Source organism: Sphingomonas sp. SP3, from assembly GCF_058514305.1.
On sequence record NZ_JBZSOE010000001.1, the window covers coordinates 1,770,145 to 1,794,022 of the forward strand.

A 23,878-nucleotide genomic window follows, 5' to 3' on the forward strand; every position below is an offset into this window, starting at 1 on the left:
TGCTCAAATGCTGGCTTTGATTAAGGACGTGGGCGCCCGCCCACGAGTGATCCTTGGCGTCCTCGCCACCCTGCTCGCGTCGTGCCAGACTCCTCAGGCGCTATGGCCTCGCGCCGTCCCGCCTGTCGTGGCGTCCGACGCGGCGATCGACGCCAGGGCGCGCGCCATCGTCGCCGGCATGACGCTTGAGCAAAAGGTCGGGCAGATCACCCAGGCCGACATTCGCTCGGTCACGCCCGACGAGGTCCGCAAATATTATCTCGGCTCGATCCTCAATGGCGGCGGCGCATGGCCGGGCATGAACATGCACGCGAGCGTTGCTGACTGGTTGAAGCTGTCGGACAATTATTATCGAGCGTCGATGTCGACGGACATGGCGGTCAAGGTCCCGGTGCTGTGGGGCACGGACGCCGTCCATGGCCATAACAATGTCTACGGCGCCACGCTCTTCCCGCATAATATCGGGCTTGGTGCTGCGCATGATCCCGCTTTGATGACGCGGATCGGCCGCGCCACGGCCGAGCAGGTGCGCGCCACCGGTATTACCTGGGCGTTCGCCCCGACCCTCGCTGTGGTTCAGAACCCGCGCTGGGGCCGGACCTACGAAAGTTACAGCTCCGATCCGGCCGAAGTCCGCGCTTATGGCGAGGCAATGGTCAGCGGGCTCCAGGGGCAGCTCGGCTCGCCTACGTCGGTCCTGGCCACCGCCAAGCATTGGCTCGGCGACGGCGGCACCTGGCACGGCGTCGACCAGGGCGAAACGAGGACCAGCGAGGCTGATCTCTACCGGACCCATGGTGCGGGCTATTACGGCGCGCTTGCCGCCAACGTGCAGACGGTGATGGTCAGCTATTCAAGCTTCACAGACACCGCCACCGGCCGCGCTTGGGGCAAGATGCACGGGAACGGCTATCTCAACACGGACGTGCTGCGTGGCCGCCTGGGCTTCGACGGACTCGTCGTCAGCGACTGGAACGGCATCGGCCAGGTCCCCGGATGCACCAACTGGCATTGCCCGCAGGCAATCAACGGCGGGATCGATCTCGCCATGGTCCCGGACGACTGGAAGAAGTTCATCGCGGCGACAATCGAAGACGTTCAGGCCGGACGAATCCCGATGAGCCGGCTCGACGAGGCGGCGACGCGGATCATTAAGGTCAAGCTGCGCAGCGGTCTGTTCGATGCGTCGCCTGCTGCTGGTCCGCACCCTGACGCAGGCGTCATGTCATCGCCGGCCGTTCGCGACCTTGCACGCGAGGCGGTGCGCAAATCGCTCGTCCTCCTGAAAAACGATGGAGCCGCGCTGCCGCTGAAGCGCGGACGGATCCTGGTCGTCGGCAAGGGCGCCGACAGCCTGCCGATGCAGACCGGTGGGTGGTCGCTCACCTGGCAGGGCGACAACACCAAGACGTCCGATTACCCCAACGCCGACACGGTGCTGGCTGCCCTGCGCAAATCGCTTGGCAATGACGCGGTCGATTACAGCGCCGACGGCGCTGGCGTCGACATGAGCCGCTACAGCGGCGTGGTCATGGTCGCGGCCGAGGAGCCTTACGCGGAAACCGCGGGTGACGTCGTGTTCCCGGCGTCGCTGCGCCACACCGGTCGGTATCCTGAAGACCTCGCTGCGCTCAGCCGCGTGAGCGGTAAGGGAGTCCCGGTCGTCACGCTGCTCTTCTCTGGCAGGCCGGTGTCAGCCAACGACCTGATCAACCGCTCGGATGCATTTGTCGTGGCCTGGTTGCCGGGTACCGAGGGGCTGGGAATCGCCGACATGTTGCTGGGCGCCCAGGACTTCACCGGCCGCTTATCGTTCGACTGGCCAGCTGGCGACTGCCTGCCGCAGCAAGGCGGATATCAGTTCCGCCGCGGCTATGGGATGTCCTTGTCGAAGCCCTTGCGCGTGGGCCCACTGCCTGAATCCGCGCCAACCGTGGCTTGCCCCGCCGAAAGCCGTTAATCCGGCCGTTATGAAGAAGATTCTGATCGTTGGCGGCGGCACTGCGGGCTGGATGACCGCGGCGCTGTTCGGCAAGCTGTTCCAGGGCCTCTACGACATCGAGCTCATCGAGAGCGAAGCGATCGGCACCGTCGGCGTCGGCGAAGCCACCATTCCTGCGATCAAGAAATACAATGAGCTGGTGCAGCTCGACGAAGTCGAGTTCATGAAGCGCACCCAGGGGACGTTCAAGCTCGGCATCCAGTTCGTCGACTGGCTTCGTCAAGGCCACGATTATGTTCACGGGTTCGGAGTCATTGGACAGGATTGGGAATGGCTCCGCTGCCACCATTATTGGTTAAGTGCTAACCAGCGCGGCCGCGCCCGTGACTTCGCCGATTTTTCGATCAACACCGCCGCGGCGCTCGCCAACAAGTTCATGCACGCCCGGCCGGACATGTCGGAATCGCCGATCAGCCATATCGCTTACGCGTTTCATTTCGATGCCTCGCTCTATGCCAAATACCTCCGCAGCCTCGCCGAGATGCACGGGGTCAAGCGCACCGAAGGCAAGATCGTCAATGTCCAGCAGCATAAGAACGGCGACATTGCGTCCGTGACCATCGAAGGCGACCGCAAGGTCGAAGCCGACTTTTTCATCGACTGCTCGGGCTTCCGCGGCCTCTTGATCGAGCAGACGCTGAAGACCGGCTATGACGATTGGTCGCGTTGGCTGCCGTGCGACCGAGCGATGGCGGTGCCGTGCGCGCGGACAACGCCGTTGACGCCTTATACTCGCTCGACTGCAAAGGAGCCGGGCTGGCAATGGCGCATCCCGCTCCAGCACCGCACCGGCAACGGGCTCGTCTACTCGAGCCAGCATATCGACGACGATGCGGCGGAGAAGCTGCTCCTAAGCGGCCTCGACGGCGAGCAGCTCGCCAACCCCAACCGCCTCCGGTTCACCAGCGGCAAGCGCAAGAAGATGTGGAATCGCAACTGCGTCGCGCTTGGCCTTGCCGCGGGCTTCCTGGAGCCGCTTGAATCGACCAGCATCCACCTTGTCCAGTCTGCCGCCATCCGTCTCGTCAGGCTGTTCCCCGACGCTTCCACCGACCAGGCAACGATCGACGAATTCAACCGCCAGTCGGATTTCGAGTGGGAACGGACCCGCGACTTCATCGTGCTTCACTACTGGGCCAACCAGCGCGACGGCGACTTCTGGAAATATTGCCGGGAGATGGAGCTTCCCGCGACCTTGCAGCGCAAGATCGACCTGTGGCGCAATAACGGCCGCATCTTCCGCGAGGACGAGGAATTGTTCAGCGAGGAGAGTTGGATCCAGGTGTTCCTTGGCCAAGGCGTGGTCCCGAACAGCTGCGATCCGCTCGTTGCGATCAAGAGCAACGCGCAGATCGAGCAATTCCTCGGCAATATCGCCGCGACGATCGACCGCTGCGTCGAAGTGATGCCGACGCATGACGAATATGTCGCGCGCTACTGTCGGGCGGAGGAGATCGCTTGAGGCGCCTTGCGGCCGCGATCGCCGCCGTCGCGCTGACCGGTTGCGCGACTCTTCCGGCACCTCAACCGTCATCGGCGCAGACATGGCTGACGACGGCTGACGAAACGCAGAAGCTCGCGTCCCAGCCGGCGCTGACTCCGCTCGGCCCGGCGACCGGCGACGAAACCATCGCGATCGACAGCTCGAAGCGCTTTCAGCGGATGCACGGCTTCGGCGCGGCGATGACCGACGCGTCGGCAATCCTCTTTTCCGGCCTGCCGGAGGGCAAGCGCCGCGCAATCATGGCCGAGCTGTTCGGGCGCGCGAATGATGGATTGGGCCTGTCGTTCACGCGCCTGACCGTCGGCGCGTCGGACTTCTCGCCGACCCATTATAGCTATGACGACACGCCCGGGAATGCGCCGGACCCGGAGCTTAAATATTTCTCGATTCAGCCGGCCCGCCAATATGTCCTGCCGCGCGTGCGCGACGCGCTAGCGATCAATCCCGAGCTCAAGGTGATGATTAGCCCGTGGAGCGCGCCGGCGTGGATGAAGACCACGCGCAGCCTGATCCAGGGTCAGTTGCAGCCGCAATATTATCCTGCCTTTGCCAGCTATCTCGCGCGGACCGTCGAGGCGTTCGGCGCGGAAGGCGTGCCGGTGTCGATGCTGACCATCCAGAACGAGCCGGACTTTGAGCCCGACAGCTATCCGGGGATGCGGGTCAATTCGCCCGATCGTGCGAAGATCATTGGCGGTTTCGTCGGGCCGGCGTTGCGCGCGCGCGGCCTCAAGACGCAGATCCTCGATTACGATCACAACTGGGACAATCCGGAGATGCCGTGGACCGTGCTCTCGGACCCCGTCGCCCGGCGCTACGTCTCGGGCGTCGCCTGGCATTGCTACGAAGGCGACGTGCCGGCGCAAAGCCAGATCCACGACGCTTTCCCGGACAAGGATACGTGGTTCACTGAATGCTCGGGCGGTGACTGGTCGCCCAAATATGCCGAAGTGCTCGGCTGGATGACCGACAAGCTGATCATCGGCGGCGCCAACAACTGGTCGCGCGGGGTGCTGCTGTGGAACCTCGCGCTCGACCCGGCGCACGGCCCGCACAAAGGCGGCTGCGGCGATTGCCGCGGGGTGGTCACCATCGATCCAGCGACCGGTGCGATCACCCGCAATGTCGAATATTACATTCTCGGCCACGCCAGCCGGTTCGTACTTCCGGGAGCCTATCGCGTCGGCACGACCAAGCGCGATGACGGGGTGGAAGCCGCGGCCTTCATCAACCCCGACGGCAGCCGGGTCGCGATCCTCCATCGCGACAAGGGCGATGGGCCGGTGACCATTGCCCTCGATCGCACGCGTTACGCCGTGCCGTTGCCGGCCGGCGCGGTCGCAACGGTCCGCTGGAGCAGGTGAACGCGGCAGCGCAGGACAGCCGGCGTACAGCGCTGGCGCTCGCCGCGGTCACAACCTTGTTCTTCGCCTGGGGCTTCATCACCTCGAACAACGACCCCCTCATCGTGACCCTGCGGGCGGCCTTCAGCCTCAATTACACCGAAGCGCTCCTGACCCAGATCGTGTCCTTTCTCGCGAACGGATTGCTATCCCTGCCCGCCGCCTGGCTGTGCAGCCGGATAGGCTCGGTCGACACCATTCTCGGGTCGCTCGCACTGATGATGCTCGGCTGCCTCGCGGTCGTGCTCAGCACCGACGCGAGCGGCTTCGCGCCAATCCTTGCCGCATTGTTCGTGCTTGCGGCTGGGTTCACCGGCTTGCAGGTCGCGGCCAACCCGCTTGCCGCCGATCTAGGGCCGCCAGAGCGGAGTCATTTCCGTCTGAACTTCGCGCAGGCCTTCAACTCGCTTGGCGTCGTCCTCGGCGTGCATTTTGGCTCGCTCGTCATGCTCGGGGATCTGGCACCCGAGGCGAAAGCACCGGCGCGAAACGCGATCCTCGCCTCGGTCGACCGCGCTTATCTGATCATGGCGGGATTGCTGTGCGCGCTGCTCGTGCTGTTCGCCATGCTGCACAAATTCCTGTCCAGCGTCGCGCCCGACCAGCTCCGCCCGGCGCCGACCGGAATGTTCGAGGCGCTGCGTTCGCGTTGGGCGGTGTTCGGTGCGCTCGCGATCGCGCTCTACGTCGGCGCGGAGGTGTCGATCGGGAGCATCATGATCAACTTCCTCAACCAGCGCCAGGTGCTCGGCGTGCCGTTCGAAACGGCGGGCGGGTACCTCGCCAACTTCTATTGGGGCGGAGCGCTGTGCGGCCGGCTGGTCGGGACCGTTCTCTTGACTAGGATGCGCGCCGATCGGCTGCTCGCGGCGTGCGGAATGATTGCTTCAGCGTTGTGCTTGACAGTCCTGTTCGGCCGCGGCCCGTTGATCGGCTACGCCGCGCTCGCCATCGGTTTTTTCAATTCGATCATGTTTCCGACCATTTTCACCCTGACGCTGGAGCGCAGCGGCGTTTCGCAAAGCGCGACCTCCGGCCTGCTTAGCGCGGCTATCCTCGGCGGCGCGGTGCTGCCCCTTGCTGTGGGCGCGATCGCCGACCGCTTCGGCCTTAGCGCCGCCTTCGGCATCCCGCTGATCGGCTACGTATTTATCGGAATATTCGCGCTGGCGGCGCGCGAGGTTCGCGGCAAAGGTGCGATCCTGCCCGTGCAGGAACCGCCGTTTCCATGATTATTGCTTTCGCCCTTGCAGCCGCCTCGCCGTTCACGGTCACCAACTCGACCTATGCCGGCCCGGTGCGGCGGCCGGCCGGCATGCGCCTCGTCTTCCGCGACGAGTTCAGCGGCCGAACACTCAACCTTGCGAAGTGGCGTTACGAGACCGAGCGTAACAAGCGCGGCTGGTTCAACAAGGAACGGCAATATTATTCGGCCGGACGTTGGAAGAACATTCACGTGTCCAAAGGCCGCCTCGTAATGTCCGCGTACAAGGAACGGCTTGATCCGAAGCGCTATCCCGACTGGGGCGGCCAGGATTACACGTCGGCGCGGATCAAGTCGCGGCAGGCCTGGACTTACGGCTTCTATGAAATCCGCGCGAAGCTCCCCTGTGCTGCGGGAACCTGGCCGGCGATCTGGATGCTCCGCAAGCCGCTCAAGAAATGGCCCGACGACGGTGAGATCGACATCATGGAGCAGGTCGGCGCGGAGCCGAACCTGATCTACTCGACCTTGCACACCAAGGCCTACAACCACACGATAGGGACGCAGAAGAGCGCGCAACGCCTCGTGCCATCAAGCTGCGACACCTATCACCGCTATCAGCTCGATTGGCGGCCTGGCTCCATCACCATCGGGGTCGATGGCCGCGGCATTCTTCGCCTCCGCCGCCAGCGCACGGGCACCAAGGCCGAGTGGCCGTTCAACCGGCCGTTCGACCTGATCCTCAACCTCGCGATCGGCGGCGACTGGGCGAGCCAGAAAGGGATCGACGATGCTGCGCTGCCGCAGCGGCTGATGATTGACTATGTACGGATCTGGCAGGCCCCGCCGAGGGCCAGGAAGCGCGACAGATGGAAGACATCGAACAGAAGCTCGCTGAGCTAAAAACGAAGTTCCTAGCGCTCGGACTACAGCGCGCCGATGCGCTGGAGGCGGCGCTTGCCGCCGGCGACCGCGACGAGGTCAAGGCGATCGCTCACGGCATTTCGGGCACTGCCGGCATGTTCGGCCTAACCGACATCGGCCGGAGCGCCGCACGGCTGGAGGCGATCATCTTCGAAGGCGGCGATCCGCAAGACCAGGCGCAAAGCCTGGTCGCCGCGCTCCGGCAGCTCGGTGACAGTTAGAAGAGGAAGCTGGTCGCGATCGCCCCGTAAGCGCCGGCCTTGCGCGCCGACTGGTCGCGAATGCCGGCGGACAATTGGATCTGTGCGTCCTTCTGGAACTGGGTTCCAACGAACACGCCCGCACCTCGCGCCTTATATTTGGGGTCGCCCTGAAGGGAGCCCTCGACGCCAATCCTCGTTTGGGACTTGGAATCGATGAAGGGACCAACATCGGCCTTCACCAGGTAGGCGCCATCGCGGATGCCGACCGATCCGAGATAGGTCAGCCGCCACTTGGGATCGAAGTTGAAAGCGCCGTCGATCTGCGTGCCCACATCCCAGCGGCTGCCATCGCGCTTGTTGTCGGGGTCGTTGGGCGACAGCGATGTGTGCGTCAGGCGCGGGCCGGCGGAGATGTTCGACCAGCCCCAGTCGCCCGAGAATTGATAGACCAGTGCCGCTTCGCCGCCGATATATTTGCCGTGGATCCGGACGCCGGTGCCGGTGTCGTAGCGATAGTTTCCGCCGATCAGCGTACCTCGCACCGCAAGCCCGTGGCCGAGCCTTGCACCCGGCACTGCGACGACAAGTCCGGCATAACCGTTGGTCCCTTGGCCGAGCGATCCGCCCGCATATCCGACGCCATGATAGTCCTGCGCGTTGGCCGTGGCGGAGACGGAGCTAAGCGACATCGCCGCCAGCAATTTTGTCAGTTTCAACGGACTGCCTCCCTTTCGCCGCCCAACCCTTCGACGACGCCCGAGTTGCGCATAGCGCAAAATTCATAACAAAGGAGCGTTACGCAAGATGGCAGCGAGCGATATCTCTCTCCGGATCCTGGTCGTCGAGGACGATGAGATCGCGGCTGAGTTCCTTGCGCTCAAGCTCGCCCAGCTCGGCTGCACGGTGGAGACCGCCGCCGACGGCGAAGCCGGTCTTGCGCGATTGTCGGAAGCGCGGTTCGACGTGCTCGTCACCGACTGGATGATGCCGCGGATGGATGGGATCGAGCTCGTCCGCCGGGCCCGCGCGCTCGTCGACCACTACCTCCATGTGCTGCTCCTCACCGCTCCGGGCGAGGAGCGGACGATGGAAACAGCGCTGGAGGTCGGCGCCGACGACTTCCTCTACAAGCCGATCACGCCGGTCCAGCTGCAAATCGCGGTGGCGACCGCGCGCCGCGTCCTCGGTCTTCAGCGCCGCCTTGAGGACCGCAATCGGGAGCTCGCCGAGACCTACAATCAGCTGAAGGCGGACGTCGAAGCGGCGGCCGACATGCAGCGCAGCCTGATCCCTCGTGACGGTGTCACCGGCGCTCTCCGGCACGCTGCATTCCTCCAGCCCTCGATCGACATGGGCGGTGACAGTTTTGGCGTCGCGAAGGTCGCTGGCGGGACTTTCTTCTTTGCGATCGACGTGTCGGGCCATGGCGTTCCCGCGGCGCTCAACAGCTTCGCAATGCACCAGCGGCTGATGGAGCTGGCGACCGGGGGCGCCGGGCTTGAGGCCATTGCGGCGACGGTCAATCGCGAGCTCTTCAGCCAGCCCAACGACTCCTATCTCACCGCGCTGATGGGCCTGGTGCGCGAGGGCGGCTCGATGGAGCTGCTGCGCGCGGGTCATCCGCCGCCCTTGCTCATCGGGCACGGCGGCTCGTGCGGCAAGCTTGAGGATGGGGGCCTGCCGCTCGGCATGTTCGACAATGTCGGCTTCAAGCCGGTCGAGATTGCGTTTGGCGCGGGCGATCGCCTGGTCTGCTACAGCGACGGCGTGATGGAGAGCGGCATGGACGAGATGGGCTTCCATGATTTCTGCCGCGCTTCAGCCGGTTCGACGATCGATAAATTCGTTGCAACGGTACAGTCTGAGCTTGCGACGCGGCGCCGGGGACATGCGCCAGACGACGACATTTCCGTGTTAGCGATCGAACGAGTTTCGGGAGGCGATGAACAGTGACGAGCATTGAAGGTGACGGTGAATTGGCGGTGGTCCGGATCGGTGCGGACCGCCTCGATGCGGCAGTAACACCCGCATTCAAGTCGGCGCTGGATGAACAACTGCCGGCGGAGACCCGCCAGGTCATCCTCGACGCGAGCGGTGTCGGTTTCGTCGATTCGACCGGGCTCGGCGCGATCGTGGGATTGATGAAGCGCCTGCCGGAAGGTGGAACGTTGGTCGTCGCATCGGCACAGCAGCCGCTTCGCCGGCTGCTCCAGGTCACTGGCCTCGACGGGCTTTTCCAGCAGTTTGATAACGTCGAGGAAGCGCGGGCCGCCCTTGGCCGCTGACGATCGCTCGACCGTGATCGATGCGGACCTTGAGCAGATCCGCTCGCTCGCGTCATTCGTGCGGGATCGCGCCATCGCCGCCGGCCTGTCCGACGAGGCGCTGGCCGATCTCGAGCTCGCGGTGGTCGAGGCAGCCAACAATATCGTGCTCCACGGCTATGCAGGCGATCGCGGAAGCATCCGTGCGACCGCGGGTCTCACCGAAAACGAATTCATGGTCGAGCTGAGCGACGACGCGATCGCGCTGCCCGATCCCTTGTTCGGCGATGATCCGCTGCCCGCGCTGACGGCGGAAAGCGGGCGTGGCCTCGCGATCATCGCGGCTTGCGTCGATCGGGTCGCTTACCGGCGCGAAGGCGGCCGCAACTATCTCACCTTGTTCAAGGCGCGATAACTTCGCAGCTCGCGGCCTGGCCGCGAAGCTCGGCACAGGCTTGCTGCGCCTTGGTCGTATCCGGGAAAGTGGCGAGGATTCGCGGTTGCTGCATGGCGGCGTTGTGCCGCGAATTGGGATTGTTCGGATCCTGGGATTCGGCCCACAGGATGAAAGCCGCCGCGGCAAGCAGACCGGCGATGAAAATGAAGTGGCTGCGCCCTTTGATGATGTTGCTCTTGAAGCTCACTGGGCATTCTCCGGTTTCCAGAAGGCCGCTCGGATCATCAGCGACATTGCGGCGATATTGTTGATTCCCCAAAGCGTGTTCGCGAGCACGCCTTCCATCGTGTAATGCGCGGCCCCGCGCGACAATTGGAAGATGCCGTACGCGATTGCGAGCAGCGTCCCCACAGCGATCACCGTCTGCGGCCACACGATGTAGAGGAAATTCCCTTCCTGTCGCTGCTTCGGGGTCACGTGAAACTTGATCGGCTTGCCGCGGAGCACAGTCCACAGCGCCTGGAGCGACAGCGGAAACGAGGCGAGGAAGCTGATCTTGCTCTTATATCCGCTGTACCCCCAGAAACCGAACAGCATCGACAGTTCGACCGCGATCAGCACGGGAATGAGGTGGATAAAGAAGTCGGCGGTGTAGGCCGAAACCGGCGGGATCGAGGTCGCCAGGTAGATGATCGGTGAAACCAGGAACATCACATTCCAGATTGCGCCGAGGTACGACCAGAAGGTGCTGAGGTACATCAGCCGCTGCCCGAACGAGAGGCCCGGCTCCGTGACCGGATTGTCGTGCAGCATGATGTCCAGGCTTCCGCCCGCATATTTGAAGCGCTGGATCGTCCAGGTAAGCAGGTCCTGCGGTGACAGCATCCGCGATTCGACATGCGGGTGCATCACGCTTTTCCACCGGCGCGTGCGGTCCTGTTGGAGCACGATCGACGTGTAGATGTCTTCTGAGACGTGGAACTTGTACGGCGTCAGTTCCTCTTCGCGCGCGGCTTCCCACAGGCGAAGCGCGGCCGCCTCCGGATTATCGGTGCGGCGCCGGATGCGCTCGAGCAGCGAGCGCTTCTCCGACGACGCGCGCTTGATCGCCTCCCCGAACGCGCGGAGCGCGACGAACATCACCGCTTCGCGACGGTGGATCGAGCCCGCGCCGCAGCAAAAAGCTGCATTCGCCCGGTTTCGCCGGCGAAGGATCACCTGGTAGAAAATCGACGCGTCGTTGTTGAACGGGTCGGCGCGCACCTGAATCTTGCCGAACACGGCCTCGACCGCTTTCGCCGCCCACCGGCCCGGTCGCCCCACCGCCTTTTCCCAACTGTCGGGCAGGCGCTCGCCGGGCGGCAAGTCGTAGAACCATTGCGGTGTCTGGACGAACGCGACCTCGGGGTCGCGGAAATATCCGAGCGTGTGCTCGATCATCTGCGGGAAGAGGCGCGTGTCGGCGTCGCAGATGACGATGAAATCGCCGTGCGTCAGCTCCATCCCGTTGCGCAAATTCCCGGCCTTGAAGCCGATATTATTGTCGCGCGTGATGTAGTTGACGCCTTCCTCTTCCGCGACCGCACGCATGGTCGCGCGCCGTCCGTCGTCGAGGACATGGACCTGGAAGCTGACGCCGGGCGGCGCGACCGCCGCCTTGGCATCCTTGATCGATAGCCGGACGAGTTCCTCGTCCTCGCTGTAGGTCGTCAGGAAGATGTCGATCGTGATCCCGCGGTCAGGATCGGGCGCGTTCGGATCGCAATCGCCGATCCGCGTCGGAAGCGCATGGCGCGTCGGATCGTCGATCCCCCACAAATTATAGAAGAAAAGGATCAGGCCGAAGTAGGCGCAGGTCTCGCCGACCGCGAGCGGGATCGCGAACCACAAGGCGTCGTAATTGAGCGAGCTCGTCCAGCGCCAGGCAATGTACCAGCCGCCGAGCACGATCGAGATGGTGGCGAAGAATTGCCACAATGCCATCACCAGCGCGGTGGGATTTACAGGCGCGCCCGGACGCCGATTCTCGAACTTTTCGAAGTAGAACGGCGACGTGCTCACGAAATCGACACAGCCCTCTGTTCAGCCCGGTCTAATCGCTTAAACAGGTTAGTATCGACTGCAAGGTGCACGATTTTGGACCGGATCGTCTTCACTCCGCCAGCGATCTCAACTCGACGCCCCGCGTGACGGCAGCCAGGGGGCCCATCTTCGACACGGTCATGGGGCGGCGCATCCTCGCCGTGGCTGCGGCAGTGATGCTCGTACTGCTGGTCGTCATCCAGGTCAGTTCGGTGCGGGAAAGCCGCAATCTTCGGATCCAGCTCGATCAGACCTACCAGCACCGCATCTTGCTCGATCGCCTGCTATCGCTTCATCAGGACGTCGAAACCGGCCAGCGCGGCTTTACGATCACAGGCAATCCGGATTTCCTCCAGCCCTATTTGAGAGCGCTGCCGCAGATCGCATCGACCTTCGCGGCGGTGGATCGGTCGTCTGCGAACACGGGCGAGGGGAGCGATCTTGCCGCGCTGAAGCAGCTGAGCGCTGAGAAAATCGCGGTTTCCGAAAACGTGATCGCGGCGCGCCGTTCCGGCTCCGGTTCCGGAGCGGCGAGGCTGGTGGCGTCGGGCCGCGGCAAGCGGATCATGGATCGCTTTCGCGACGAGATCACGCGCCTTCGCAAAATCGACGATGCCCGTCAGCAGCGCCTCGTTTTGTCTTACTCGTCGTCCAATTTCCGTACCCAGTTGTGGACCGCGATCCTGCAGCTGCTGCTCGTGGGGCTGCTCCTCCTCGCCTTCGTGGCCTATGTCGCCAACCTGTCACGGCTGCGGCGGCTCAGCGCCATCGCTCAGGACGTCAGCAACCGGCAGGTGGCGATCTTCAACGCCGCGGGCGACGCCATGATGGTCGTCGACCAGGCAGGCTGCGTAGAAAGCCTCAACCCGGCCGCCGAAAAGCTTTTCCAGCTCGATGCCGGGGCACTGATCGGGAAGAGCGTCACCGAGATGTTCGAGGGCGGGACCCTTTATATAGAGGGCTTCAATGAGCGCCGGCAGAAGCGGCGCAACGGCGGCGCGTTCAGCAACCTCGTCGGTATCCGCGGCGACGATTCGCGCTTCGAGGCTGAGATCGCGACCAGCACCGTGACCCTCGCCGAGGGCGCGCGGACCCTGCTGCTGGTGCGTGACGCGACCGAACGCAACCGGATCGAGCGGATGAAGAACGAATTCGTATCGACCGTCAGCCACGAACTGCGCACGCCGCTCACGTCAATCCGTGGCGCCTTGTCGCTGCTCGACCATGCGATCGGCAAGGCGATGGACGCCAAGCCACTCCAGCTGCTCAAGATCGCCAAATCAAATTCGGAGCGGCTCAGCCTGCTCGTCGATGACATCCTCGACATCGAGAAGATCGGCAGCGGCAAGTTCGAGCTCGACCTACATGAAACCGATATGCGCGAGGTCGTCGAGCGAGCCGAGGAGCAAAATCGGACATATGCCGCGGATCGGAACGTGCGGCTGATCGTCACCTCGCAGCCTGAGCCGCTGATGGTTGTCGCCGACGAGAGCCGCCTCATCCAGGCGCTGACCAACCTCATTTCGAATGCAGCCAAATTCTCGCCCAAGGCCGGGGTCGTCAGCATCATCGTCGAGCGAATGGACAAGGCGGCGCGCATCAGCGTTGCCGATCAGGGGCCGGGTATTCCTGTCGAATTCCGGTCGCGCATTTTCGACCGTTTCGCGCAGGCGGCGGGCCACGAGAGCCGCCGCGCCGGGACCGGCCTCGGCCTCGCCATTGCCAAGGCCATCATCGAACAGCACAAGGGCAGCATCGAATATGAAACCGCGCTCGGCCGGGGCACGCGTTTCTGGATCGACCTCCCGCTTGCAGGAAAAACCAGGTGATGACTGATCAGCGCCGACGCATCGTCCTGGTCGAGGACGACGACGACATCGCGACCCTCGCGACCATGGCGCTGCAGGATATTGGCGGGTTCGAGGTTACGCGTTTCTCATCGGGCGAGGAGGCGCTTGCCGGGGTCGACAAGGCTAAGCCCGACGTCTTCATCCTCGACTTCTCGATGCCCGGCATGACCGGAGGGGACCTTCTGAAAGAGCTGAAGGCGCGTCCCCAAACCGCGAATGTTCCCGCGATCTTCATGACCGCGAGCGTGATGCCGTCGCACGTCGCCGAGCTCCGCAAGCTCGGCGCGATCGACGTGTTCAAGAAGCCGTTCGACCCGATGACGCTCAGTGACCAGCTTCGCGCGACGCTCGCCAAGGCGGGCTGCTAACCGCTGAGCGCATAAGAAAAGGGCGCCGCGGTTTCCCGCAGCGCCCTTCTTTCGCCTCCCCTGGCTTACCAGAAGAAGCTGTAGATCACGTCCACGACCTGGCCGCTCCACATGTCGACGAGGATCGCGTCGTCATAGTAGCGGACCCAGCGTGTGCCCGGCGGCGCGTAGGGCAGGCGATACTGCCACGGATCGTTGATCCAGTAGCGGCTGCCGTAATAGCTCGGCCATAGGCGCCACCCGATCTGGTAGGGATTGTAGCCCCAGCCGAACGGATCGAAGTAGAAGCCGAGGTGGAACAGCGACCGGTGATGGCGCCGGTGATTGTGCCAATCGTACCTGCTGTTGTTGCGCCAGCTGGTGCTCCACTGCGGCGCGGCCGTAGGGCGAACCGCCGCGGGCGGCGGCGGCTGGGTGCCAGCGCGCGGAACGTTGCTCACCACCGGCGTGCCGCCGCGATGGACGCGCGGAAGATCCCGGTTCGCCTGCCGGGTTTGCCGGTCGTCGCGAATCTGGTCGACGACCTGCTGGCGCTGGTCGAGCCGCTGCTGGCGAGCCGCATCGGCCGAGTCGCGCCGCGCGTCGCGGGCGTCGTTGCGATCCTGCAGGCGGGCCTGCCGGTCGAACTGCTGCTGCTGTTGCTGCTGCGGGACCTGGACCTGCCGCTCGGGACGCTCGGGACGGGCAGCCGCCTGCCGCTCGGCATTGTTGTTCGACCGCTCCTCGCGGGTCTGCTGCCGTGCCTGCTGGCGCTCTTCGCGGGCCTGGGCTCGCTCCTCGCGCTGCTGCTGGCGGTCGGTGTCGTCATTGGGCTGCGCAAACGCCGGGCTCGCCGCGGCGCCTGCCAGCAAAACGGATATCAGGAACTTACGCATGACAGTGACCTTTCAAGTTCATTACCCGGTCAAATGCGCCTGATCTGCTGACACGAAGCTTAACCGTTTCGGCGCCGTATATTCATGTTTGTAAGTTAGCCGACGGTGTTGGTTCTTGGCCCGGTCTCGATTGCGCCGCGCGGCGGATCGCCTTGCGAATGCGCGCGTACGCGCCGCAACGGCAAATGTTGGGCAGCGCGTTGACCTGTTCGTCGCTGGGGTTCGGGGTCGAATCGAGCAAAGCGGCAATCGCCATGATGAACCCCGGTTCGCAATAGCCGCACATGGTGACCTGCTCGGCGAGCCACGCCTGCTGCACCGGATGGCGTCCGCCGAGCCCCTCGATCGTCGTGACCCGCGCGCCCTCGAGGTCCTTGAGCGCAACCGCACAGCTCAGGGTCGCTCGGCCGTCGACGATGACGGTGCACGCGCCGCAATCCTTGCTGTCGCAGCCATATTTGGTGCCCGTCAGGTTCGACGCATCGCGCAGCGCCCACAGCAGCGGCATTTCGGGGTCGAGCTTATACTCAAGCGGCTCGCCGTTGACGGTCATCCTTGCCATTCGGCAAGGCTAGCGCGCCGCCCGCTGCGCTGCCAAGGGGAGCTTATGGCTCGGGTCCGCACAAATGCTGGCTATGACATTGGCTATGCCGAATCGGGCGGCGGCGAGAAGATGCCGATCGTCTTCCTCCACGGCGTCGGCTCGGACAAATCGGTGTGGCGCCCGCAGCTCGATCATTTCGGGCAGGAGCGGCGCACGATCGCCTTCGATTATCCAGGCTACGGCGACAGCGACCCCGCACCCGAAGGCACGACGCGCGACGATTATGCCGGGGCGATTGTCTCGGCGCTTGGCGCGCTCGGCGTATCGAAAGCGCATATCTGTGGCCTGTCGCTCGGCGGCGTCGTCGCGATCGCCATCCACCATGCCGCGCCCGACCTGTGCGCCTCGCTGATCCTCGCCGACACCTTCGCGTCGCACCCGGATGGGCAGGCGATTTACGACCGCTCGATCGCCGCCAGCGAACAGATGCGCATGCTGGCCGAGGGCCGCGTCGATGTTCTGCTCGCCCAACCTGCCGATCCGGCGGTTCGGCTCGACGTTATCGAAACCATGGCGCGGATCAACCCAGCGGCGTTCCGCATCGGGGCGGAGGCGGTGTGGCTCGCGGACCAGGCCGAGCGCGCCGACGCGATCCGAGTGCGGACGCTCGTCGTGTGCGGGACCGAGGACAAGGTCACGCCGCCGGCGCTGTCGACCTCGCTGACGCGGATGATCCCCGGCGCGCATTACGAGCCGATCGAGGGCGCGGGGCACATCTCCAATCTCGAGCGGGCGGACACGTTCAACACGATTGTCGGCGCCTTCATCCGCGGGGTGGATTCGCACAGCTGACGAACGCGGTGCAATTAACGCGCGATTTCCTTGCTCATGAAAATGCTGACGTCCCGAAATGTCTCGGGGATCGCATAATAAGCCTCGCACCGCACGAAACCCGCCCCTTCGTACAATCGCATTGCGCCCTGCATGAAACGGGTCGTTTCAAGGCACATGCGCGAATAGCCCGCAACCACCGCTCTTTCGACGAGCGAAGAGACCATCATCTGACCTAGCCCCGTCCCCCGAAATGTGGGCCGCACGTAGAGTCGCTTCAGCTCGCATGTTCCTGGAGTCATTTCGCGGTAGCCGATGCACGCGGCCGGGATCGAGTCTGCCGAAGCAAGCAACGTCATTGCCGGTAATTCATGTCCAACGGGATAGTAGAATTCCGCCATTTCATCCGCCGAAATACCGAGCTTTCGTGTTTCAGCGATGTCCCATGCGGCGAGCTCGGCGGCGAGCTCTGCCGCACTCGCAAAATCCTGCTCGCTCTCGCACTGCTTGATGGTGAACATCGGTTGGCGTGGCTTTCCCGCTCGGGTCCGCTAGGGTTAGACGTTGCCAGGGGGAAAAACCATGCAGCGATTAACCCAAGTTCCGCTCGGGATGCGGATCCTGGCGGGCGTCTTGGTGGGAATCGCACTCGGCCTTTTCCTCCCAAAGCCAGGAGCCGCGGCGTGGGCAGACGCTCTCGCAACATCAGGCCAGGTCGCCGGGCAATTGTGGCTTGCGTCCTTGCAAATGACTGTCCTGCCCCTCGTCTTCGCGTTGCTGACGACGGGCCTCGCCCGGGCTGGCTCCGGCGCCGGCGGAGGAGGCACTGCAAAACGCGCGGTTCTGGTTTTCGCCGTCCTCTATGCTCTCGGCTTGCTGACCGGCATCGTCCTCAATGTCTTGCTGCTCAAGCTGTGGCCGGTCTCTGACGCAGCGCTGGCGGCGTTTCAGAACGTCCGTTCGGCGTCGACAGATGTCAAAGCCCCGCTGGTCGGCGATGTCGTCTTGGGAATCGTCCCGCCGAACGTTTTCGCGGCCTTGGCTGCAGGCGCGGTTCTGCCGGTCGTTGTTTTCGCGGTCCTGTTCGGCCTCGCGATGACGCGGACCGATGAGCCACGGCGCAGGAGCATCATGAAGCTCATCGATACGATCGCAGATATCATGTTCACGATTGTCGGTTGGGTTCTCCTTCTGGCACCGCTCGGTGTGCTTGGCCTGGCGATGGGCACCGCTCACAGAACCGGCGTTGGAATGCTCTGGGGCTTGGGGGGCTATCTGCGCCACATGGTCACTGTCCTCCTTGTGATGCTCGCCCTCGCCTATCCGGTGGCCGTATTTTGGGGCCGGATCGGCCTTGGTCGGTTTTCAGCGCGCGTATTGCCAAGCCAGATGGTCGCGCTCGGGACGCAAAGCAGCGTGGCGTCGCTGCCCGTGATGTTGAAGTCCGCCGACGCGCTTGGTGTTTCCAAGGAGACCGCCAATGTAACCTTGCCGCTGGCCGTTTCGGTGTTCCGGTTTGTCGGACCGCCTCTGACCCTCACATATGCGGTTTACGCTGCGGCGATGGCGGGCGTCCCGCCATCGCTAACCTTGGTGGTTTTTTGCGCGGCTATTTCGATGTTGATGGAGTTCGCCGCGGTCGGGCTTCCCAATCAGGTCAGTCTTTTTGCGGTTGCCGCCCCCGCGTTCGCCGCCGTGGGCGCGCCTCTAGGGCTTCTGCCCGTGTTCCTGTCGGTCGATGTGATCCCTGACGCGCTCGCAACCACCGGGATCGTCAGCATGGACGTTGCTGCAACGACCGCAGTGAACCGAATGCACACTGCCGCTCGCGATAAGCCGCGCGTCCGCACGAAGCCGGGTGCGCTTTCAGCGCGCGCCTGATTCCATCTGTCCTACAGCCGCGCTGCTGTGCCATGTTACTGCTATGCGACTGGCAGCGCCCGGAACTGATCTCCCAATAGCTGCTCGAAACGCAGCGACTCCCGCGCGCGCGCGTAGAGGCGTGTGCTTCGTGTACTTTGGCGGCCCGTCGGCATGAAAATCGCCTGCGTCGGAGGCGGGCCCGCAGGCCTGTATTTCGCGATCTCGATGAAGCTTCGCGACCCGGCCCACGAGGTCGAGGTGTTTGAGCGCAACGCGCCCGGCGTTACCTTCGGCTGGGGCGTGGTCTTCTCCGACCAGACGGTCCAGAACATCAGCCGGAACGACCCGGTCTCGGCCAAGACCATCACCGATGAGCTCGCACACTGGGACGACATCGACGTCCATATCCACGGGGCAACCATCACCTCGGGCGGCCACGGCTTTATCGGCATCGGCCGCAAGCGCCTGCTCGAGATTCTGCAGGATCGTGCGCGCGAGCTCGGCGTGGTTCTTCATTTCGAGGCGGAGTGCGATCCGGCCGATCAAAGGTGGAAGAACTACGACCTGGTCATCGCCTCAGACGGCCTCAACTCGCGCTTTCGCAACGCGAACCCCGAAGCGTTCGGGGTCGACACCGACATCCGCAAGAACAAGTTCATCTGGCTCGGTACGAGCAAGGCGTTTGAGGCCTTCACCTTCGCGTTCGAAGAGACCGAGCATGGCTGGATCTGGGCGCACGCCTATCGCTTCGCGCCCGACTGCTCGACCTTCATCGTCGAATGTTCGGAGGAAACCTGGCGCGCGTTCGGCTTCGATCGAATCGAGCAGTCGGAAACGATCGCGATCTGCGAGCAACTGTTCGCCAAATATCTTGACGGCCATTCACTGATTTCGAACGCGGCGCACCTGCGCGGCTCGGCCGCCTGGCTCAACTTCCCGCGAATCAAGTGCGAGCGCTGGGCGAGCGGCAGTGTGATCCTCCTGGGCGACGCCGCCCACACCGCGCATTTCTCGATCGGCTCGGGGACCAAGCTCGCGCTCGAGGACGCGATCAAGCTAGCCGAGGTGTTGAACCGCCCCGGCCTCAGCCTCGAAGCCGCGCTCGACGAATATCAGGCCGAGCGGAACCTGGAGGTGCTGAAGCTCCAGAACAGCGCGCGCAATTCGACCGAATGGTTCGAGACGCTCGACCGCTACCTCCATTTCGAACCGCTGCAATTCGCTTATTCACTGCTCACGCGAAGCCAGCGCATCAGCCACGAAAATCTCCGGCTGCGTGACCGCGAATGGCTCGAGACGGTCGAGCGCTGGTTCTGGAAGCGCGCCACCAACGGCAAGTCGAACAAGACCGCGCCGCCGATGTTCGCGCCGCTGAAGCTCCGTGAGATGCAGGTCGAGAACCGCATCACCGTCTCGCCGATGGCGATGTATTCGGCGGTCGACGGCACGCCGAACGACTTCCACCTCGTCCACCTCGGCGAGCGCGCGCTCGGCGGCGCGGGGCTCGTTTTCACCGAGATGACCTGCGTTTCGCCGGAGGCGCGGATCAGCCCCGGCTGCACGGGCATGTGGAACGACGAGCATGTCGCCGCGTGGAAGAAGATCGTCGATTTCTGCCATGCTAATTCGAAGGCCAAGATCTGCCTCCAACTCGGCCATTCCGGCGCCAAGGGCTCGACCAAGCTAGGCTGGGAAGGAAATGACGTTCCGCTGGACGACGGTAACTGGCCGGTGATGTCGGCCAGCGATGTGCCCTGGTCGCCAGTAAACCAGGCGCCCACTCCCATGACCCGCGCGGACATGGAAGCGGTCCGCGACCAGTTCGTCGCGGCGACGCGGATGGCAATCGTCTGCGGGTTCGACATGGTCGAGCTTCACGCCGCGCATGGCTATTTGCTCTCCAGCTTCGTCACGCCGCTGCAGAACAAGCGTACCGACGAATATGGCGGCAGCCTCGAGAATCGCCTGCGCTACCCGCTCGAAGTCTTCGCCGCGATGCGCGCGGCCTGGCCCAAGGACAGGCCGATGTCGGTGCGCATTTCAGCCAATGATTGGGCGGGCGAGGATGGCATCACGCCCGGGGACGCCGTGCTGATTGGCGAAGCCTTTGCGCGCGAAGGTGCCGACCTGATCGATGTTTCGGCCGGGCAGACCTGGGCCGACCAACAGCCGGTCTATGGGCGCATGTTCCAGACGCCGTTCAGCGACCGCATTCGCAACGAAGGGCGACTCGCGACGATGGCCGTCGGCAACATCTACGAGCCCGACCATGCGAATTCGATTCTCGCTGCGGGCCGGGCCGACCTGGTCGCGTTGGCCCGGCCGCATCTCGTCGATCCGATGTGGACGCTGCGCGCCGCGGCGCAGTTCGACTACCGCGACATCTACATTCCACCGCAATATCTGAATGGAATGAGCCAGCTCGCGCGCAACCTGAAGCGCGAAGCGGAAGCCGCTGCGGCGCTCCGCGTTTAGAGGATCACCGGGTCGACGAACGCGCCGCCGCATTCGCCGCCGCGTACCCAGCGGATCACCGCGGCAACGGCGGGCAGTTTGTCGACCTTCAGCGTCACGCGCGACCCGACTTCGAGGCCGGTATCGCAACGGAGGCGAAAACCCATCGCCGACAGGTTGACGATTTGCGCCTCGAACGCATGGCCCTCGCAATCCACCTGGACGTCATAAGTGACGTCCGTTCGCGCCGGCCGGATTTCGCTGCCTTCCAATCGTCCTTCGAATTTCATGCCCTGGTCCCACTCTTTCACAGGACGCGCGAAAGCACACCGTTACGGCGGCCGCTCGTCAGATTTGATGGGATGGCGTCCACTCCATCCGCATCGGTTCCACATTGCTTGAATTTGCCCGGGATTAATTAATCAGCCGTCCAACAAAGGAGGTTGCCGCGTGGTTTACCTTGTTGTCACTGCCCAAGCGCTTCGGCGATCAGCTTGCGGCTGTTGTCGATCCCGTACAGGGCGATGAAACTGCCCATGCGCGGTCCCTGGCTCGACCCGAGCAGGGTTTCGTAGAGCGCCTGGAACCAGCCGCGCAGGCTCTCGAACGGATGGCGCTTGCCGACTTCGAACACCTGCGTTTGGATGTCTTCCGCCGACGCATCCGCCGGAAGCTTGGCGAGCTCCGCATCGAGATCGCGCAGCGCTTCCGCTTCCATCTCCGTGGGTGCGCGGCGCTTCAGCGTCGGCACGACGAAATCTCGCGCATAATTGACCGCAAGGCCGATCAGCGCGTCGAGCTCTTCATCCTTCTCGGGCGACGTATCCGGCGCGTAGCGCTGCACGAACTTCCAGGCGATGTCCTTGTCCTGCACGCCTGGCAGCGAGACGAGGTTGAGTAGCAGGCCATAGGTCAGCGGCAGCTCGCCCGCGGGGACGTCGCCGCCATGGATGTGATGCGCCGGGTTACCGAGCTTCTGCTCGATCGGCTGGCCGGGGTAATTGCCGCGGAACTGGTGATATTCGTCGACCGCGCGCGGCACGAGGCCGAGATGGAGGTTCTTCGCCTTCTTGGGCTCGCGGTAAAGATAGAAGGCTAGGCTGTTGTCGGAGCCGTAGGTCAGCCAGTCTTCGATGCCGAGGCCGTTGCCCTTCGACTTGGATATTTTCTCGCCCTTCTCGTCCAAGAACATCTCGTAGATCAGGCCTTCTGGCTTGCGGCCGCCGAGCACCGCCGCGATCCGTCCGGACTGGACGCCGCTATCGGTCAGGTCCTTCCCGTACATTTCATAGTCGACGCCAAGCGCGACCCAACGCATCGCCCAGTCGACCTTCCACTGGCACTTGGACTGGCCGCCGAGCGCCGATTGCTCGACCCGGCCGCCGTCCTCGTCGGTGAACGAGATCATTCCCGCGTCGGCATCGACGACTTCGACCGGCACCTGGAGGACGCGGCCCGAAGTGGGCGATACCGGCAGGATCGGCGAATAGGTCTGGCGCCTTTCCTCACGCAGCGTCGGCAGCATGATGTCGAGGATTTCGCCCCAGCGGCGCAGCACGTTGCGGATCGCATCGTCAAATCCACCCGAATTGTAGCGGTCCGACGCCGACACGAACTCGTAATCGAAGCCGTACTGGTCGAGGAAGCGGCGCAGCATGGCATTGTTGTGGCCCGCGAAACTTTCTTCACCAGTGCCGAAGGGATTGGGAATCCGGCTCAGCGGTTCGCCGAGATGCTTGGCCAGCATTTCCTGGTTGGGGACGTTGTCCGGGACCTTACGCAGGCCGTCCATGTCGTCGCTGAAGGCAATCAGCCTCGTCGGGTTGCCGGTCAGCTCTTCATAGGCCCGGCGGACCATGGTCGAGCGCAGCACTTCGGTGAAGGTGCCGATGTGCGGTAGGCCTGAGGGGCCGTAGCCAGTCTCGAAGATCATCGGACCGCCACCCGGCTTGCCATCCGGCCAGCGCTTCAGGAGCTTGCGCGCCTCCTCATAGGGCCAGGCCTTGGACGTCAGTGCTGCGGATCGGAGGTCGGTCATTTAGCAGGGCTCCTAGCGAAGGGGCGGCTGCGCTGCTAGCCGACAGGGGTGATGCGGCCGATCGCCGAACATGGACCGATGGATCGGGCGAGCTTCGAGCGCGAGATCGTCCCCAAGGGCGAGCCCGCGGTATTTCGCGGACTGGTCGATGACTGGCCGCCCGTCCGGGCCGCCAAGGACGGCGCCGAAGAGCTCGCTGGGATGCTTCGGTTTGCCGCGAATGATGAGCCGTTCCAGGCATGGATCGCCCCGCCAGAGGTCGAAGGCCGGTTCAACTACAACGCCGATTACAGCGGCTTCAATTTCGAGCGGCGGCTGGCGACGGTCGACCAGCTGTTGGAGTTGCTGCTGAACGAGCGCGGTGCCGAGAAGCCGCGTTCGATGTACGCCGGCGGGATTCCAATCCGTAAGCATTTGCCGGAGCTTGTTCCGAACATCCCCGTGCCGATGCTGGATATGACTCGGGAAACGATCATCTCCCTGTGGCTTGGCAACCGGACCCACACCGCGACCCACTGGGACCAGTCGTCGAACCTTGCCTGCGTCGTAGCCGGCCGCCGGCGGTTGACCCTGTTCCCGCCGGATCAGCTCAAGAATCTGTATGTCGGGCCGCTAGAATTCACACTCGCCGGCCAGCCGATCAGCACGGTCGACATCGACGCGCCCGACCTGGGCGCCCACCCTCGCTTCGCCGAGGCGTTGAACGAGGCGCGGCGGGCGGAACTCGGCCCGGGCGATGCAATCTATATGCCCGCCATGTGGTGGCACGATGTCCTGTCGCTCGAGGATTTCGGATGCCTGATCAATTTCTGGTGGCATGAAAGCGAAGTGCCGCAGCTGTCGCCGCTCGAGGCACTCTGCCATTCCGTGATAGCCCTGAAGCATTTGCCTCCGAACGAGCGGGCGGCATGGCGCGCGCACTTCGATCATTACGTCTTTGGCGAGCACGGTGACCCGGCCGCCCATCTTCCCGCACAGGCGCGGGGCATCCTCGGCGCCCGCACCCCGGATCTTGTTGAGCGCGTGAAAAAGCTGCTGATCAAAGCTCTTAGCTGACGATTTCGCGTTCCAT

At 63.9% G+C, this 23,878-nt stretch carries 23 protein-coding genes; 15 read left to right on the plus strand and 8 right to left on the minus strand.

Annotated features, from left to right (window positions below):
• Positions 1 to 7: 7 nt before the first annotated feature.
• The 6 genes from AC4K8G_RS09265 to AC4K8G_RS09290 are packed head-to-tail and all read left to right on the plus strand — an operon-like array spanning position 8 to position 7,258.
• On the plus strand, positions 8 to 1,960 hold the full coding sequence (locus AC4K8G_RS09265; RefSeq protein ID WP_491733860.1) for a glycoside hydrolase family 3 protein: 1,953 nt from the start codon (positions 8 to 10) through the stop codon (positions 1,958 to 1,960).
• Positions 1,961 to 1,970: 10 nt separating this feature from the next.
• Positions 1,971 to 3,464: a tryptophan halogenase family protein gene (locus tag AC4K8G_RS09270; protein WP_491733861.1), complete on the plus strand. Its 1,494-nt coding sequence runs from the start codon at positions 1,971 to 1,973 to the stop codon at positions 3,462 to 3,464.
• The gene (locus AC4K8G_RS09275) at positions 3,461 to 4,870 is read left to right on the plus strand and encodes a glycoside hydrolase family 30 protein (RefSeq protein ID WP_491733862.1); all 1,410 of its coding nucleotides are present in this window, start codon (positions 3,461 to 3,463) and stop codon (positions 4,868 to 4,870) included. Before AC4K8G_RS09270 ends, AC4K8G_RS09275 begins: the two co-directional genes overlap by 4 nt.
• Positions 4,867 to 6,141, plus strand: coding sequence for a sugar MFS transporter (locus AC4K8G_RS09280; protein ID WP_491733863.1), 1,275 nt, complete (start codon positions 4,867 to 4,869; stop codon positions 6,139 to 6,141). The genes AC4K8G_RS09275 and AC4K8G_RS09280 overlap by 4 nt, the downstream gene beginning before the upstream one ends.
• Positions 6,138 to 7,016, plus strand: coding sequence for a glycoside hydrolase family 16 protein (locus tag AC4K8G_RS09285; RefSeq protein ID WP_491733864.1), 879 nt, complete (start codon positions 6,138 to 6,140; stop codon positions 7,014 to 7,016). Before AC4K8G_RS09280 ends, AC4K8G_RS09285 begins: the two co-directional genes overlap by 4 nt.
• Positions 6,983 to 7,258, plus strand: coding sequence for an Hpt domain-containing protein (locus AC4K8G_RS09290; RefSeq protein ID WP_491733865.1), 276 nt, complete (start codon positions 6,983 to 6,985; stop codon positions 7,256 to 7,258). The genes AC4K8G_RS09285 and AC4K8G_RS09290 overlap by 34 nt, the downstream gene beginning before the upstream one ends.
• On the opposite strand, the gene bcsS is transcribed toward AC4K8G_RS09290, so the two are convergent.
• Positions 7,255 to 7,956, minus strand: coding sequence for a cellulose biosynthesis protein BcsS (bcsS, locus tag AC4K8G_RS09295; RefSeq protein WP_491733866.1), 702 nt, complete (start codon positions 7,954 to 7,956; stop codon positions 7,255 to 7,257). The genes AC4K8G_RS09290 and bcsS overlap by 4 nt on opposite strands.
• A gap of 88 nt (positions 7,957 to 8,044) precedes the next feature.
• Between bcsS and AC4K8G_RS09300 the strand changes: the two genes are divergently transcribed.
• The 3 genes from AC4K8G_RS09300 to AC4K8G_RS09310 are packed head-to-tail and all read left to right on the plus strand — an operon-like array spanning position 8,045 to position 9,919.
• A complete protein-coding gene (locus tag AC4K8G_RS09300; RefSeq protein WP_491733867.1) occupies positions 8,045 to 9,193 on the plus strand; it encodes a PP2C family protein-serine/threonine phosphatase in 1,149 nt (382 codons plus the stop codon).
• Positions 9,190 to 9,525: an STAS domain-containing protein gene (locus tag AC4K8G_RS09305; RefSeq protein WP_491733868.1), complete on the plus strand. Its 336-nt coding sequence runs from the start codon at positions 9,190 to 9,192 to the stop codon at positions 9,523 to 9,525. The genes AC4K8G_RS09300 and AC4K8G_RS09305 overlap by 4 nt, the downstream gene beginning before the upstream one ends.
• On the plus strand, positions 9,515 to 9,919 hold the full coding sequence (locus AC4K8G_RS09310) for an ATP-binding protein (protein ID WP_491733869.1): 405 nt from the start codon (positions 9,515 to 9,517) through the stop codon (positions 9,917 to 9,919). Before AC4K8G_RS09305 ends, AC4K8G_RS09310 begins: the two co-directional genes overlap by 11 nt.
• Here AC4K8G_RS09310 and AC4K8G_RS09315 read toward each other — a convergent pair.
• Positions 9,906 to 10,148 (minus strand): hypothetical protein, encoded by a 243-nt coding sequence (locus tag AC4K8G_RS09315; protein ID WP_491733870.1) that lies wholly within the window; start codon positions 10,146 to 10,148, stop codon positions 9,906 to 9,908. The genes AC4K8G_RS09310 and AC4K8G_RS09315 overlap by 14 nt on opposite strands.
• Positions 10,145 to 11,962, minus strand: a complete 1,818-nt coding sequence (locus AC4K8G_RS09320) for a glycosyltransferase (RefSeq protein ID WP_491733871.1) — start codon at positions 11,960 to 11,962, stop codon at positions 10,145 to 10,147. Before AC4K8G_RS09320 ends, AC4K8G_RS09315 begins: the two co-directional genes overlap by 4 nt.
• Positions 11,963 to 12,087: 125 nt before the next feature.
• On the opposite strand from AC4K8G_RS09320, the gene AC4K8G_RS09325 reads away from it, so the two are divergent.
• A complete protein-coding gene (locus tag AC4K8G_RS09325) occupies positions 12,088 to 13,812 on the plus strand; it encodes a sensor histidine kinase (RefSeq protein ID WP_491733872.1) in 1,725 nt (574 codons plus the stop codon).
• Positions 13,812 to 14,201, plus strand: coding sequence for a response regulator (locus tag AC4K8G_RS09330; RefSeq protein WP_491733873.1), 390 nt, complete (start codon positions 13,812 to 13,814; stop codon positions 14,199 to 14,201). The genes AC4K8G_RS09325 and AC4K8G_RS09330 overlap by 1 nt, the downstream gene beginning before the upstream one ends.
• 65 nt (positions 14,202 to 14,266) lie before the next feature.
• Here the strand turns inward: AC4K8G_RS09330 and AC4K8G_RS09335 are convergent, their stop codons facing one another.
• Both AC4K8G_RS09335 and AC4K8G_RS09340 read right to left on the minus strand, forming a co-directional pair.
• Positions 14,267 to 15,076, minus strand: a complete 810-nt coding sequence (locus tag AC4K8G_RS09335; RefSeq protein WP_491733874.1) for an RcnB family protein — start codon at positions 15,074 to 15,076, stop codon at positions 14,267 to 14,269.
• Positions 15,077 to 15,158: 82 nt separating this feature from the next.
• Complete coding sequence (locus AC4K8G_RS09340; RefSeq protein WP_491733875.1) at positions 15,159 to 15,638, minus strand: (2Fe-2S)-binding protein; 480 nt, start codon at positions 15,636 to 15,638, stop codon at positions 15,159 to 15,161.
• A gap of 45 nt (positions 15,639 to 15,683) precedes the next feature.
• Here AC4K8G_RS09340 and AC4K8G_RS09345 point away from each other — a divergent pair, with 45 nt between their 5' ends.
• Entirely contained in the window at positions 15,684 to 16,472 is a 789-nt protein-coding gene (locus AC4K8G_RS09345) for an alpha/beta fold hydrolase (protein WP_491733876.1), read from the plus strand.
• A 14-nt stretch (positions 16,473 to 16,486) separates the two neighbouring features.
• Here AC4K8G_RS09345 and AC4K8G_RS09350 read toward each other — a convergent pair whose 3' ends face one another.
• On the minus strand, positions 16,487 to 16,972 hold the full coding sequence (locus AC4K8G_RS09350) for a GNAT family N-acetyltransferase (RefSeq protein ID WP_491733877.1): 486 nt from the start codon (positions 16,970 to 16,972) through the stop codon (positions 16,487 to 16,489).
• Between the two features lie 61 nt (positions 16,973 to 17,033).
• Between AC4K8G_RS09350 and AC4K8G_RS09355 the strand changes: the two genes are divergently transcribed.
• Positions 17,034 to 18,332 (plus strand): dicarboxylate/amino acid:cation symporter, encoded by a 1,299-nt coding sequence (locus AC4K8G_RS09355; protein ID WP_491733878.1) that lies wholly within the window; start codon positions 17,034 to 17,036, stop codon positions 18,330 to 18,332.
• 153 nt (positions 18,333 to 18,485) lie between these two features.
• The gene (locus tag AC4K8G_RS09360) at positions 18,486 to 20,789 is read left to right on the plus strand and encodes a bifunctional salicylyl-CoA 5-hydroxylase/oxidoreductase (protein ID WP_491733879.1); all 2,304 of its coding nucleotides are present in this window, start codon (positions 18,486 to 18,488) and stop codon (positions 20,787 to 20,789) included.
• On the opposite strand, the gene AC4K8G_RS09365 is transcribed toward AC4K8G_RS09360, so the two are convergent.
• Positions 20,786 to 21,079, minus strand: a complete 294-nt coding sequence (locus AC4K8G_RS09365) for a PilZ domain-containing protein (protein WP_491733880.1) — start codon at positions 21,077 to 21,079, stop codon at positions 20,786 to 20,788. The two genes, AC4K8G_RS09360 and AC4K8G_RS09365, sit on opposite strands and share 4 nt — an antisense overlap.
• A 155-nt stretch (positions 21,080 to 21,234) precedes the next feature.
• The gene (locus AC4K8G_RS09370; RefSeq protein ID WP_491733881.1) at positions 21,235 to 22,806 is read right to left on the minus strand and encodes a lysine--tRNA ligase; all 1,572 of its coding nucleotides are present in this window, start codon (positions 22,804 to 22,806) and stop codon (positions 21,235 to 21,237) included.
• A 51-nt stretch (positions 22,807 to 22,857) separates the two neighbouring features.
• On the opposite strand from AC4K8G_RS09370, the gene AC4K8G_RS09375 reads away from it, so the two are divergent.
• Entirely contained in the window at positions 22,858 to 23,862 is a 1,005-nt protein-coding gene (locus AC4K8G_RS09375) for a cupin-like domain-containing protein (protein WP_491734446.1), read from the plus strand.
• The last annotated feature ends 16 nt before the right edge of the window (positions 23,863 to 23,878 follow it).